13 protein-coding genes are annotated in these 13650 nt (G+C 46.2%); 7 read left to right on the top strand and 6 right to left on the bottom strand.

Annotated features, from left to right (window positions below; translation table 11 throughout):
* Window positions 1-42: 42 nt before the first annotated feature.
* A complete protein-coding gene (locus ICE89_RS05270) occupies window positions 43-201 on the top strand; it encodes a hypothetical protein (protein WP_216265132.1) in 159 nt (52 codons plus the stop codon).
* Between the two features lie 99 nt (window positions 202-300).
* Here the strand turns inward: ICE89_RS05270 and ICE89_RS05265 are convergent, their stop codons facing one another.
* Window positions 301-465 (bottom strand): hypothetical protein, encoded by a 165-nt coding sequence (locus ICE89_RS05265; RefSeq protein ID WP_192874953.1) that lies wholly within the window; start codon window positions 463-465, stop codon window positions 301-303.
* 110 nt (window positions 466-575) lie between these two features.
* Window positions 576-1352 carry a ferredoxin--NADP reductase gene (locus ICE89_RS05260; protein ID WP_216263551.1) on the bottom strand — a complete coding sequence of 259 codons (777 nt, stop codon included), beginning with the start codon at window positions 1350-1352 and terminating at the stop codon, window positions 576-578.
* 170 nt (window positions 1353-1522) lie between these two features.
* Here ICE89_RS05260 and ICE89_RS05255 point away from each other — a divergent pair, with 170 nt between their 5' ends.
* The 4 genes from ICE89_RS05255 (at window position 1523) to ICE89_RS05240 (ending at window position 6080) form a co-directional block, all read left to right on the top strand.
* Complete coding sequence (locus ICE89_RS05255) at window positions 1523-2005, top strand: disulfide bond formation protein B (RefSeq protein ID WP_216265131.1); 483 nt, start codon at window positions 1523-1525, stop codon at window positions 2003-2005.
* A gap of 59 nt (window positions 2006-2064) precedes the next feature.
* Window positions 2065-3261, top strand: a complete 1197-nt coding sequence (locus ICE89_RS05250) for an acetate/propionate family kinase (RefSeq protein ID WP_216265130.1) — start codon at window positions 2065-2067, stop codon at window positions 3259-3261.
* Window positions 3262-3357: 96 nt separating this feature from the next.
* Window positions 3358-4329 (top strand): cysteine synthase A, encoded by a 972-nt coding sequence (cysK, locus tag ICE89_RS05245; protein WP_215362830.1) that lies wholly within the window; start codon window positions 3358-3360, stop codon window positions 4327-4329.
* A gap of 59 nt (window positions 4330-4388) precedes the next feature.
* Window positions 4389-6080, top strand: coding sequence for an amidohydrolase (locus tag ICE89_RS05240; protein WP_216265129.1), 1692 nt, complete (start codon window positions 4389-4391; stop codon window positions 6078-6080).
* A 75-nt stretch (window positions 6081-6155) separates the two neighbouring features.
* On the opposite strand, the gene lysS is transcribed toward ICE89_RS05240, so the two are convergent.
* The 4 genes from lysS to ICE89_RS05220 form a co-directional block, all read right to left on the bottom strand.
* A complete protein-coding gene (lysS, locus tag ICE89_RS05235; RefSeq protein WP_216265128.1) occupies window positions 6156-7706 on the bottom strand; it encodes a lysine--tRNA ligase in 1551 nt (516 codons plus the stop codon).
* A gap of 32 nt (window positions 7707-7738) precedes the next feature.
* Window positions 7739-8843, bottom strand: a protein-coding gene (prfB, locus tag ICE89_RS05230; protein ID WP_216265127.1) for a peptide chain release factor 2 whose coding sequence is annotated in 2 segments (ribosomal slippage) — window positions 7739-8770 and window positions 8772-8843 — 1104 coding nt in all. Because the reading frame shifts where the segments join, the coding sequence is not laid out codon by codon here.
* Window positions 8844-8877: 34 nt separating this feature from the next.
* Window positions 8878-10638 (bottom strand): single-stranded-DNA-specific exonuclease RecJ, encoded by a 1761-nt coding sequence (gene recJ / locus ICE89_RS05225; RefSeq protein ID WP_216265126.1) that lies wholly within the window; start codon window positions 10636-10638, stop codon window positions 8878-8880.
* Between the two features lie 18 nt (window positions 10639-10656).
* Complete coding sequence (locus tag ICE89_RS05220) at window positions 10657-11616, bottom strand: hypothetical protein (protein WP_255558711.1); 960 nt, start codon at window positions 11614-11616, stop codon at window positions 10657-10659.
* A 67-nt stretch (window positions 11617-11683) separates the two neighbouring features.
* Between ICE89_RS05220 and ICE89_RS05215 the strand changes: the two genes are divergently transcribed.
* Window positions 11684-12946 (top strand): lipoprotein-releasing ABC transporter permease subunit, encoded by a 1263-nt coding sequence (locus tag ICE89_RS05215; protein WP_216265124.1) that lies wholly within the window; start codon window positions 11684-11686, stop codon window positions 12944-12946.
* Window positions 12947-12953: 7 nt separating this feature from the next.
* On the top strand, window positions 12954-13649 hold the full coding sequence (locus ICE89_RS05210; protein ID WP_216265535.1) for an ABC transporter ATP-binding protein: 696 nt from the start codon (window positions 12954-12956) through the stop codon (window positions 13647-13649).
* Window position 13650: the final 1 nt, after the last annotated feature.

The raw sequence follows: 13650 nt of genomic DNA, 5'->3' as shown, positions 1-13650 counted from the left end.
TTAGGCAAATACGCCGGCATAGATTGGATAGGGGAGTTCGACATGGGTTACACAGTTGAAAATACACAAGATGCAGTTGTTAAATCCGTTTTGCAGACTACGGAAAAAACTTTCGCCTCATCTAAGGTTGCTGATCAAGTTGTGATTAGCCAGGCTAGCAAACAAGCAAACGCTGAAGTGTATTTTCAAATAGAAGATTAATAAGTGAAGCCAAAATAAGTCGCCCTGATGTTAGGTGCTTTTCAGGTCAATAAAAAAACCGCCATTTAGGCGGTTTTTTTATGTCTTAGAAATGACTACTTAAGAGAATGAAGTTTCAAATTCTGCAGTTTTGATGGCATTCATTAAAAAGAGAATTTGGCGCTGAAAACTTTTTCTTTCAGCAATATTGTCATGGGGTAACTGATCGTGTGCACGCAACAGGCTGATAATGGCCGGGTTGTAATGTTCTCTGGTAGGTGACATCTTAATTCCTTGAAACTGATCTCGTTAGAAACACTGTATCAAGGCCGCTATATATTCGCAAGGAATATATAGCGATAACTAAACTACTTTTAGCTATATTGATTCGAGGCTTACTTTTCTACAAAGGCGCGTTCGAATACATAGTCGCCGAGTTGGCCTAGGCTTGGAGATACCTTAAAGCCTTTGGCATCCAGCATCTCAGCGGTTTCCTTGAGCATGGAAGGGCTTCCGCAAATCATAGCTCTATCAACTGCAGGATCCAATGGCGGTAGGCCGATGTCTTTGAATAACTGACCAGATTCGATAGCAGTCGTTAAGCGTCCGGTATGCTTAAAGGCTTCTCTGGTTACGGTAGGGTAGTAGATGAGCTTTTCTCTAATCAACTCTCCCAGATACTCATCTTGAGTCAGCTCATTCTTAATGTAGTCGCCATAAGCAAGTTCACTGACCAGGCGAACACCATGAATGAGAACGACATTCTCGAACTTATCGTAAGTCTCTGGGTCACGAATAATGCTCATGAATGGTGCGAGACCTGTGCCGGTACTAAAAAGGTAAAGATGCTTGCCAGGGTTTAAATCATCAATGACTAAAGTGCCAACAGATTTTTCGCTAACAAGGATAGGGTCTCCCACCTGAATTTTTTGCAGGCGCGATGTTAGTGGACCATCCTGGACTTTAATGCTTAAAAATTCGAGATGTTCTTGGTAGTTGGGGCTAGCAACACTATATGCCCTTACAAGTGGTTTACCTTCAACCTCAAGACCAATCATCAAAAAGTGACCGCTGCGAAAGCGTAGCCCTTTATTACGGGTGGTGGTAAAGCTAAAAAGGGTGTCATTCCAATGATGAACGGTCAGAACGGTTTCAGTGTTGTAGGCTGCCATAAATGCTTAATCTTGTTGAGGTTATCTAAACCTCAATTATCCTCAATCTTGGGTTGCTGCAGGGGCTATCCATGACTCAGTTAGCAATTAACTTCTTATAAGTTATGCACTTTTAGTTATAAAAGCCTGAGTTTGGGTCTTTTATAGGGTGATCTCGCTATCATCTAGGGATGACCCGCACTCAATACCTCTTCATTTCTTTATTTTGCCTGAGCTTGGTGGTCTTTGCCGTCTTACTTCAGCAATTTGGTTATCAGAACACCTCTTTTTTGCCATGCCCCCTATGCATCTTGCAAAGAATTGGCTACCTTGGAATTGCTATCAGTTGCTTTTTAGCGGCCGGCATTCCTGCTTTGAAAAAGTTATTTCACATATTGGCGGTACTGTCCGCTTGTTCTGGAGCAATCATCGCGGGTAAGCAGGTCTGGCTCTTATCGCATCCAGAAGCTTCTTGCGGCATAGACCCTCTAGAGGTTTGGATCAATCAATTTCAGTTGGTCCAAGATTTGCCTTGGTTGTTTAAAGCGGATGGACTTTGTTCTGCTAAGTTACCTGCGATTTTAGGATTACAGGTTCCGGAATGGTCCTTGTTATGGTTTTGTGTCTTACTGATTTTATTTGCGGTGACATTTTTTAAAAATACTAAAACTTAATAGCGCTCTCACCATTAGCTTTTTATTGAAGAGCTTCATCACACCTACCTTATATTCTTATGGCAATTCTGACCGTTAACGCTGGTTCCTCATCTCTCAAGTTTTCTATTTATCCAACCCTCGATGGAGCAGTCTTGCCTTCTATTTTGGCTGGCAGTTTTGAGGGTCTTGAGCCAGGTGGAAAAACCGAACTACGCTATGCCTATCAAGGGGTAGAGCATGCTGAGTATTTTGTAGATGTAGATCAAGATCCTTTTCTTGCGGCCTTAATGCACCTCAAGGAATTACTGCTCGGAATTAAAGATCTTCCTCCCATTCGGGCTGTATCCCATCGTATTGTTCATGGTGGTGCTGAGTTTTTTCAGCCCATCATTTCAACCTCAGCGACGCTAGAGAAATTGTCGGCGATGAGTGCCTTAGCGCCATTGCATCAGCCCCATAGCCTGGATGGCGTGAAAGCTTTCTCTCAAGTATTTCCGGACATTCCCCAAGTTCTTTGTTTTGATACCGCCTTTCATAAAACCATGAGCACTCTCGAAACATCTCTAGCATTACCTAAAGAGATTACTGATCAAGGAGTCCGCCGCTATGGTTTTCATGGAATTTCGTATCAGTACATTATTGGCGAGTTGATGGAGAGCTCGAACAAAGCAAGAGATAAAGTTTTGATGGCTCACCTTGGTAATGGCGCAAGTTTGTGTGCTGCCATTGATGGTAAGAGTGTGGCGACCACGATGGGATTTTCTGCATTAGATGGCTTGATGATGGGGACTCGCAGCGGTTCTCTAGATGCCGGTGTATTGATGTATTTGGTCGAGCGTGGCTATACCCATGATCAGCTACAAGATCTCCTTTATAGAAAGAGTGGCTTGCTTGGGGTCTCAACCATCTCTGCGGACATGAGAAAGCTAAGAAGTAGCTCCAATCCTTTGGCTAAAGAGGCGATTGAGTTATTTATTTATAAGATTATTCGCGAGGGCGGGGCTATGATTGGCTGTCTCGGTGGCCTCGATCTGATTTCTTTCAGTGGCGGCATTGGCGAGCATGATCCTATTTTGAGGTCAGCGGTTTGTAAAAAACTGGCGTGGCTTGGGGTTGAGTTAGATGAAAAGCTAAATCAAGAGGCAACTCAGCATCTAACGTTAAAAATTAGCACTCCACAAAGTCGTGTTGAGGTATGGGTAATCCCTACCGATGAGGGCGTGATGACGGCGCAAGAAGCTATTACCTTGCTTCGCTCTCAGGGCGTGTCTTAATAGCATTTAGTATTTAGCTAATAACCACCATTTCTTTTACAAGAATTACTTTAACCCATAAGATCTCTATTCATATCTTCGCATTAAGGAATCCTCATGACTTACTTTACCGATAACTCCCAAACCATTGGCAAGACACCTTTAGTGCGTCTAAATCGCGTAACCGATGGCGCTAAGGCAACTGTGCTCGCCAAGATCGAAGGCCGTAATCCAGCTTATTCAGTCAAGTGTCGTATCGGCGTGGCCATGATTAATGATGCGCAAGAACAAGGCATTTTGGGGCCAGGAAAAGAACTGGTTGAGCCAACTAGTGGCAATACTGGCATTGCATTGGCTTTCGTAGCGGCAGCTCGCGGCATCCCTTTGACATTGACCATGCCGGAGACCATGAGTATTGAGCGCCGCAAGTTGCTCACGGCTTTAGGTGCAAAGATTGTCTTGACCGAAGGTCCCAAGGGGATGAATGGTGCGGTTGCTAAGGCTAAAGAGATTGCAGAGTCAGATCCTAAATATGTCTTGCTGCAGCAATTTAGTAATCCATCGAATCCAGCGATTCATGAAAAGACCACTGGTCCAGAAATCTGGGAGGATACTGATGGCAAGATTGATGTGTTTGTAGCGGGTGTTGGAACTGGCGGAACAATCTCCGGTGTTGCTCGTTACATCAAGAACACCAAGAAAAAGAATATTGAGGTAGTTGCGGTTGAACCCACTTCAAGTCCAGTCATCACGCAAAAACTCAATGGTGAAGAAATCAAGCCTGCCCCACATAAGATTCAGGGAATTGGTGCCGGCTTTATTCCGGAGAATCTAGATTTATCAGTAGTCGATAAAGTTGAGCAAGTAAGCAACGAAGAAGCCATTGAATTTGCCCGCCGTATTGCTAAAGAAGAGGGTATTTTGGTAGGCATCTCCTGCGGTGCTGCAGCTGCAGTAGCGGTTCGTTTAGCTAAGAAGCCTGAATACGCGGGTAAAACCATCGTGGTGGTGCTTCCAGATACAGCTGAGCGTTATTTAAGCTCTGCCTTATTCGAAGGGGTGTTTGACGAAAAAGGCTTGGCTGCATAATTGGTCTCCAAGCGGAATACTCGGTAGGCTCTTTAGCCTAAATGGTTTATAAGGAGATTATGAAAAATACTTATAAATTTCTTGCCCTCTTTTTAGCTACATTTTCATTGGCTTCCGCCGCTAATGTTACTGCGCCCACCGTATACTTCAACGGGGACATCCTCACGATGGAGGGTGACACCCCTAGGTATGTTGAAGCACTGGTTGTCAAAGACAACAAGATTGCCTACACCGGCGACATGCGCGAAGCCTTGACTCAGGCTGGATCCAATGCCGCTCTACAAGATTTAAAAGGGCACACCCTATTGCCTGGCTTTATTGATACTTGGGGGCACTTTGCATTAATCGCCCAAGATACGCTCGGTGTAAATCTTGCCTACTTCTCCAGAAAACCTCCGCAGACTAAGACGGACGTGATTAGTAGGCTGCGTTCAGAAGCAAAGGTATTTAATGGCTGGATTATTGGCACGGGTTACGCTGAAGCAATGCTGTCTGATGGTGGATTGACAATTTCAGATCTAGATGCGGCCTACCCAAATCAACCGGTATTGCTTGAGAATATTTCTACGTTGACCGGTATGGTGAATTCTGCTGGCCTCAAGAAGCTGGGAATCACAAAAGCTACTAAGGCCGTTTCTGGGTTTATTCCGGTAGACCCCAAAACTGGTCAACTCACAGGTGAATTGATCGGCATGCCTTATTTAGAGGCGGTTGCTAAGGCGGTCGGCAAGTATTCACAAGATCTGACGTTTGAAACTTACCGCAAAGCCGAGAAGATCTACGTCTCCAATGGTTTTACAACTGCACAAAGTTACGAAGCCAGCATTGCGGATATGCGTAATATGCGATTAGCTATCGATAGAAAAATTGTGACCATCGATTTAATTGCGTTACCAACCTTCGATGTTGTTGATCAAATGTTGGCGACTAATCCTAATTTTCAGTTTGGTGCTTATAGCCAGGGTGATAGAGGTTTTAAGGTTGCCGGAATTCAGGTGCCTACTGATGGGGCGCCGCAACTGCGTTTGGCTTATTTTTCCAAGCCTTATTTAGATATCACCGGTTTTCCAAAAGACTGGCGTGGCTTTGCCTACTACCCACAGGCCTTGTTTGATAAGTACACCAAGTTGGCTTACGAGAAAAACATTCAATATTTTGGTTATAGCAATGGTGATGCTGGTATTGATATGACTCTAGCGGCTTTGGCTAAAACAATTTCTGAGACTGGTATTACAGAAGATCGTCGTACCGTGATTGCGCACTCATTCTTTGCACGCGATGATCAGTTAGATGACTACAAGAAGAAAAATATTATGGCAGTGATGATGCCAAACGATACCTGGTTGTATGGCGATGTTTATAACAAGGTCTTAGGTGGTGAAAGGGCTGCTAATTTAAGCCCTGCGAATAGCGCTAATACAAAAGGCATAACACTTGCTCTGCATAATGACACTCCTTCGTCCGGCCCGAATGTGCTCTTTTCAGTTTGGAGTGCCGTGAACCGTAAAACATTCTCCGGTGCAGTGTTGGGGCCTGAACAGCGCATTACTCCGTATTTGGCTCTACAGGGCTTTACTCGCAATGCGGCCTATCAATACAAGGAAGAGCTCAGCAAGGGATCGCTAACACCAGGAAAGCTGGCTGATTTAGTAGTTCTGGATCAAAACCCCTTAAAGGTTGCGCCAGATGATATTAAGAATATACAAGTCCTTAAAACTATTAAAGGCGGCGTTGAGGTCTATGGCAATTAAGTTATTGCTGGTATAGCAATAAAAAAGAAGTTAAAAAAGAGAGGCAGTTGCCTCTCTTTTTCTTTGCTGAAGAATTTATTCTTCTTCGCGCCGCAAGTGCGGGAATAGAATCACGTCACGAATGTTTGGTGCATCAGTCAGCAGCATAACTAAACGATCGATACCAATGCCGCAGCCACCGGTTGGAGGCATGCCGTACTCTAAGGCACGGATGAAGTCGTGGTCAAAGTACATCGCTTCTTCATCGCCCGTTTCTTTTTGCTCTACTTGCTTACGGAAGCGATTAGCTTGATCTTCTGCATCGTTGAGTTCAGAGAAGCCGTTAGCAATTTCGCGGCCTGTGATGAAGAGCTCGAAGCGCTCTGTGATGCCTGGGCGGGTATCGGACTCTCTGGCGAGTGGGCTAACTTCAATTGGGTAATCAATGATGTAGGTTGGCTCCCAAAGGTGTTCCTCAGCAACCAATTCAAATAGAGCAAGTTGAAGTGCGCCGATACCTGCATTCTTGAGGGTTGGGGCGTCTGGGTTTTCGCCACCTTTTTTCAATTCAGTACGAATGAAGTTGATGTCATCCAACTGAGATGCATCATAGCTCTTACCTGACTGGCCACAGTACTTGAGGATGGCCTCAGTAATAGTTAGGCGTTGGAATGGTTTGCTCAGATCGAGTTCACGACCTTGATGCGTTAATACGGCAGTGCCTTGAGCATCCATGGCGGCTGCACGAATCAAGCCTTCAGTGAAGTCCATCAACCAGCGATAGTCTGTATATGCCGCATAGAATTCCATCATGGTGAATTCAGGGTTATGGCGTGGGCTTACACCTTCGTTACGGAAGTTGCGATTGATTTCGAAGACACGCTCAAAACCACCAACTACTAAACGCTTAAGGTAAAGCTCTGGAGCAATACGCAAGAACATTTGCATGTCGAGAGCATTGTGGTGAGTAATGAAGGGCTTCGCTGCTGCACCACCGGGGATAGGGTGGAGCATTGGTGTCTCCACTTCCATGAAGTCGGCATCCAACATATGGCGACGTAATGAAGCGATCGCATTACTACGCGCTTTAAATGTATTGCGACTCTCTGGATTCACAATGAGGTCGACATATCGTTGGCGGTATTTAGTCTCTAGGTCTGAGAGGCCATGGAACTTATCCGGTAGTGGGCGTAATGATTTGCTGAGTAAGCGTAAGTTGCTGCATTCAACAGACAACTCGCCTTTATTGGTCTTAAAGAGATTGCCCTCAGCAGAGATGAAGTCACCCATATCCCAGTGCTTGAAGGCACCATGAACATCGGTACCGCTGAGCTCATCATTGATGTAGAACTGAATCTGCCCACTGCGATCTTGAATGGTGGCAAAGCTGGCTTTACCCATCACGCGTTTGAGAACCATGCGTCCGGCTACTTTGACATGAACTTTCTTGGCGGCTAATTCTTCTTTGGTCAGACTGTCGTAATGAGCATGCAAATCAGTCGCTAAATGAGTAGGAACAAAGTCATTCGGAAATGCAACACCGCCAGCACGAAGCTTGGCCAGTTTTTCACGGCGCTCCGCAATGATGTGATTCTCATCAACTACTTCGGTAGCTGGAGCAGTATCTAAATGGGTTTTATCGTTCATATCTATAGTGGTGCAGTAATGAGAGTTGGTTTTTACACGCCTTGTTTTAGGCTGGCTTCAATAAAGGCATCGAGATCGCCATCTAATACTTTTTGAGTATTGGAAATTTCGACGTTAGTGCGTAAATCTTTAATACGGCTTTGGTCTAGAACGTAGGATCGGATTTGATGTCCCCAGCCCACATCAGTTTTGCTGGCCTCTAATTTGTCTTGTTCGGCGCGACGCTTTTGCATCTCATGTTCATAGAGGCGAGACTTGAGCATGCTCATCGCTTCAGCGCGATTGCGGTGCTGACTACGGTCATTCTGACACTGCACCACAATCCCAGTTGGAATATGGGTTAAGCGGACAGCTGAGTCGGTTTTATTAATGTGCTGACCACCCGCACCAGAAGCGCGGTAGGTGTCAGTGCGGATATCGGCAGGGTTAACGTCGATCTCAATCGAGTCATCAATCTCTGGATACACGTAGATAGAGGCAAAGGAAGTATGACGACCGTTGGATGAGTCAAAAGGCGACTTCCGTACTAAACGGTGTACGCCAGTTTCAGAGCGGAGATGTCCGTATGCGTATTCACCATCGACTTTAATCGTCGCACTCTTAATACCTGCAACGTCGCCATCAGACTCTTCGAGTATTTCTGTTTTATAACCTTTACGCTCGCAATACTTGAGGTATTGACGATAGAGCATACTGGCCCAATCACAGGCTTCGGTACCGCCAGCTCCAGCTTGAATGTCGATAAAACAATTGCAAGAATCCATCTCGTTATGGAACATGCGGCGGAACTCTAGATCACCAATGGTCTTGCTATAGCTCTCAACATCTTTTTCAATAGCGCCAATCGTTTCAAAGTCGCTCTCTTCTTTGGCCATATCAAACAGCTCAAGTGCGCTAGCAATATTGGTATTGAGATCAGTAAGAGTCGCCACTACGCCATCGAGCAATTTCTTTTCTTTGCCCAGCGCTTGTGCTTTCTTTTGATCATCCCAAATAGTGGGATCTTCCAGAATCGAGTTAACTTCGGTAAGGCGACGTGACTTTACTTCGAAGTCAAAGATACCCCCGAAGAGCTTGCTCACGGGTGAGCAGATCGGACAAGGTATTCGAAATAGTATTTAGTTGTTCAGCTTCCATCCCCTGATTATAAGGGGGTTATTGCCTTAGGCCTTTAGGTGCTTGCTGCCTCGTCATGGGCTTCAATCATCAACTGCACACGAGCCTGGCCCTGATAACGGTCAGTGACAAGGCGATAAGCTAATTTAGCTTTGGCGGGTAGGCTCTGGGTGCGGTTAAACCAAACGGCAGTGAGTGGCTTATTGGTCGGCTTGAGTTCAGAACTGCCGATAGGGCGAACCATCAGTCGTAAATGCTTTTCTTTCATGAGACTTTGCTGGGTAATTTCAAATTCCCCATAGAAAACGGGCTGCGGGAAACCTTGCCCCCAGATCTCTTCAGCTAGTAGGTCACCTATTTCAGGTGTAAATTCGGAGAGCTCCAACGTGCCATCGTGGGCATGGCGACGTTCTAATAATTCATCCGTTAATAAGCCGCTTGCTACATCCTGAAAACAGGCATCAAACTTTTCAAAATCACTTTTTCGAATCGTTAGGCCTGCCGCCATGGCGTGTCCGCCAAATTTCAGAATGAGTCCAGGCTCTCGTTTCGAAACAAGATCGAGAGCATCTCTTAAGTGAAATCCTGTCAACGAGCGACCTGAACCACGTAATTCTTCGCCGGTATTTCCATCGGCAGGAGCAAACACAATCGCTGGGCGATTAAAGCGCTCCTTCAGTCGTGAAGCCACAATGCCAACAACACCCTGATGCCACTCAGAATTCCATAAACAAATACTGGGGCGCTCAGCCATAGTGCCGTCAAGTTGATCTTCGGCAAGATGAGAGAGGGCAGTTTCTTGCATCCCTGTTTCAATCACGCGGCGTTCGCGATTAATGCGATCAAGTTCATGCGCAAGATTGAGTGCCTCATCCGTATTGTCAGTGAGGAGTAAGCGAATGCCTAAAGTCATATCCGCTAGACGCCCGGCCGCATTGAGTCTAGGGCCGATGGCAAAGCCTAGATCAAAAGTATTTGCTTTGCGTGGGTCTCGAGCCGCTGCCTGAAATAGCGCCTGAATGCCTGGTTGAGATATCCCTGCACGGATACGTTTTAAGCCATTCGAAACTAATACTCGATTATTGCGATCGAGTTGCGCTACGTCAGCAACTGTTCCTAAGGCAACTAGATCTAATAGGTTCTCTACCTTAGGTTGAGTTTCATTGGTAAATTTACCGCGCTTGCGAAGTTCAGCGCGTAATGCCACCAGCATATAAAACATCACACCCACACCAGCAAGAGCTTTGCTTGGAAATCTACAACCTGGTTGGTTGGGATTAACGATTGCTAGCGCTTTGGGTAAGTTATCTCCGGGCAGATGATGATCGGTCACAATCACTTCCATACCCAGGTCACGAGCACGATCAACGCCAGCCTCGCTAGCAATGCCGTTATCGACAGTGATCAGGTATTTCGGTTTAGGCGTTTGTTGTCCAGCCAACTCAACAACCTCGGGTGTGAGGCCATACCCCATCGTAAAGCGGTTCGGAACTAGAAACTGAATTGGTGTATCAGGTCCGCCCAGCATGCGCAGACCTAGCAGACCTACGGCACAAGCGGTTGCGCCATCACAGTCATAGTCTGCGACGATGAGCATGGGCTCTTTTTTCTCAAGGATATCGGCGAGTAAAGAGGCGGTGCTGATGCAATTCTTTAGTTCAACTGGTGAAATCAGTCGCTTTAAATCGAGCGAGAGTTCTTCTGGAGATTGCAGGCCTCGAGCAGCATAGAGTCTAGCCAGTAGTGGGTGTAAGCCACTCTGCGCTAACCAGGTAGCAGTGCGTTCAGAGAATGGGCGTTGTGAAAATAAGCTCATATGAAACTCATGTGTAACTCATAGCTGACTAATTTCTTTCCAAGTCAGTGGCTCAGCTTTTTTCCAGAAGGCCCAAGATTTTTTATTGAGGTCTTTAGCAGTGAAAATACGTTCGCGTACCTTTCCCCTCGGAAAGTCGATGATGACAACCTCATCTAGTTGTTTGCTATGGAGTGCTGCACTTAACTGAGGCCATGCTGCTTGTGGTTCATCTAGCCAGGCGAAGGCACCAAGTAAATTTTTATCATCTAAATCGATTTCATGCGGCAGGCATAGTAGCTTGGATAGGCCAGCCAGAATGGGGTGTGAGCCGATGAGGCGCTGCGATTGTTTTAATAATGCAGGCGCTTGAACATCATTGAGCTTACCGATGCCGCTAATCCAGATTGAGTTGATGCTGGGTATGCCACGTTGTCCGCGCTCTTCATTAACGGGGGCAATATGCCAAAGCATTTGGATTTCATTTTGAAGTTTACGCCAACGTTTCGCGATTCCTTCTTCTTGAGTATCACGCGGCATCCACCAATCAATATTCCGGCCATGAGCCTGGTCCACACTGTAACTTGCTAGGCTGGAAAATGGGCCAGCAGGCACAAACCAATAATGCTGGTTATGAAAAAGTACAGAACCCTGAAAATCTTCTTCAATAAAAGGGAGTGCTGCTTGCAGAAGCTTAGCTGACTCTTCGGGAGTCAGATCAATCTGGTTTTGACCCATCAAAATGAGGTGATCCCGAGTGGCATGCAGATGAACGGGCTGTAAGCAGGCAATGACCTCGTTGGGTTTGACTACTTGATTGGATTGTCCGAGCAGTAAGACCGGTGCAAGAGGGAGTAATTCTCCGAGCAAAAAGCGCTCATGAGGTAGTCCCTTACGGGGGCTATCTCTGCTTTCGAGCTCATCTAAGGCATCTTCCCCTGAAAGCATCAGGGTGAAGCGGCGTAGCGGAGCCTTGGGGGAGGTGAAATTCGCAGTCATTCCCCTGATTTTAGGTGGCATTTAAGTATTCCATCAGTTTGTCTGCGCGATTCACTAAACTGTGGCTATGTTGAGACTTCCTATTGAGCTAGAAATTGGCCTGCGCTACACCCGATCCAAGCGTCGTAAGACCGTGGGGAGGCGCGATGGTTTCCTATCCTTTATCTCCGGGATTTCTACTGCTGGTATCGCCTTAGGGGTTGCCGCGCTGATTGTGGTTCTTTCGGTGATGAATGGTTTCCAAAAGGAAGTGCGTGATCGCATGTTGTCGGTGCTATCTCATGTGGAGATTACCGCTCCTGATGGTTTGGCAAATTGGGAGCCACTGGCACTGAAGGTTGCAGCTCAACCACACGTTATTGGTGTGGCGCCCATGGTAAGTTCGCAAGGCTTATTGACTCGCGAAGGAGTGATGCGTGGCGTTGCTATTCGTGGCATCCTGCCTAGCGAAGAAGGTAAGGTTTCGGATTTACCAAAACAATTTGTTACCGGCAATATTGATGATCTAAAGCCCGGTAGTTTTGGTGTTGCTCTGGGCGCACAACTTGCAGCAATTGTTGGCGCACATGTCGGTGATCGTATTAATTTAATTGTTCCCGAAAGTGATTTAACTCCAGCAGGTGCTATGCCACGGATGCGCACTTTGCAGGTAGTCGGCATTGTTGACAGTGGTCATTATGAATACGACAGCTCTCTAACCATCATGCATTGGAAGGACGCTGCTGCCCTGTTGCGCCTACATGATCCGTCCGGTCTGCGCGTCAAGGTAGATGATATGCAGCGGGCCCCAGAAGTCGCTAATGAGTTAGCAGCGATTGTTCCTCAGGCGCTTTGGGTCACTGACTGGTCAAGATCAAACCGCAATTGGTTTGCAGCAGTTCAGACTGAAAGAAAGATGATGTTCATCATTCTGACTTTAATTATTGCCGTAGCCGCATTTAATTTGGTGTCCACCTTAGTCATGACTGTGAACGAGAAGCAGGCCGATATTGCTATTCTGAGAACCATGGGTGCAAGCCCTGGACTCATTCAGAGAATATTTTTAATTCAGGGATTGGCGATTGGTCTTTTGGGTTCGTTGGTTGGTGTTGCACTAGGTCTGTTGATTGCACTGAACATTGATGTCATCGTGCCAGTCATTGAAGCTATTTTCCGTGTACAGTTTTTACCACGTGAGGTGTATTTCATTAGCGAATTACCTTCTGATGTTAGGGCAAGTGATGTGCTGACAGTGGGATTAATGGCATTTGGTCTTTCTGTATTAGCTACGCTTTACCCAAGTCGTCGTGCTGCCAAGGTCCAACCTGCGGAGGCCCTGCGTTATGAATAATTCAGCTATGAGTGATGTGAATAACTTAGTGCTGAAGGCCAGAGGCTTAGCCAAGACCTATGGTCAAGGACCCACTGCGGTAGAAGTATTAAAAGCGATTGATTTGGATGTTTCTCCATCGGAGAAGGTGGCTATCGTCGGTTCTTCAGGTTCTGGCAAGAGCACCTTACTTCATTTATTGGGTGGTTTAGATACTCCAAGCGCTGGCTCCGTCATTTTGGCTGGTTCTAACTTGAATAACTTATCAGTGAAGAAGTTAGATCAACTGCGTAACCATAGTCTTGGGTTTATTTATCAATTCCATCATCTCTTGGATGAATTTAGTGCTGCAGAAAATGTAGCTTTGCCTTTGCGTATTCGTGGCCTTAGTAATGATGAATCAATGGATCGCGCGAGTAAGATGCTTAAAGCGGTTGGCTTGGCTGCACGTGAACTCCATACCCCAGGTGAATTATCTGGAGGAGAACGTCAGCGTGTGGCGGTAGCTCGTGCCTTGGTTGGTAATCCCGCTTGCGTTCTGGCGGATGAGCCAACAGGCAATCTCGATACCGAGACTGCAGATGGCGTATTTGATTTGATGTTGGATATTGCTCGAGATCAAGGCACAGCCTTTGTGATCGTGACGCATGACCCTGTACGCGCTAAACGTTGTGATCGGATCTTGCATTTGGAGCGTGGAGTATTAAAACCATTCTCTGTGTGAG

It is taken from the genome of Polynucleobacter sp. AP-Kaivos-20-H2, from assembly GCF_018882215.1.
Lineage (GTDB): Bacteria > Pseudomonadota > Gammaproteobacteria > Burkholderiales > Burkholderiaceae > Polynucleobacter.
The sequence above is the reverse complement of the archived record's forward strand: the minus strand, read 5'-3'. Positions and strand labels throughout refer to the sequence as shown.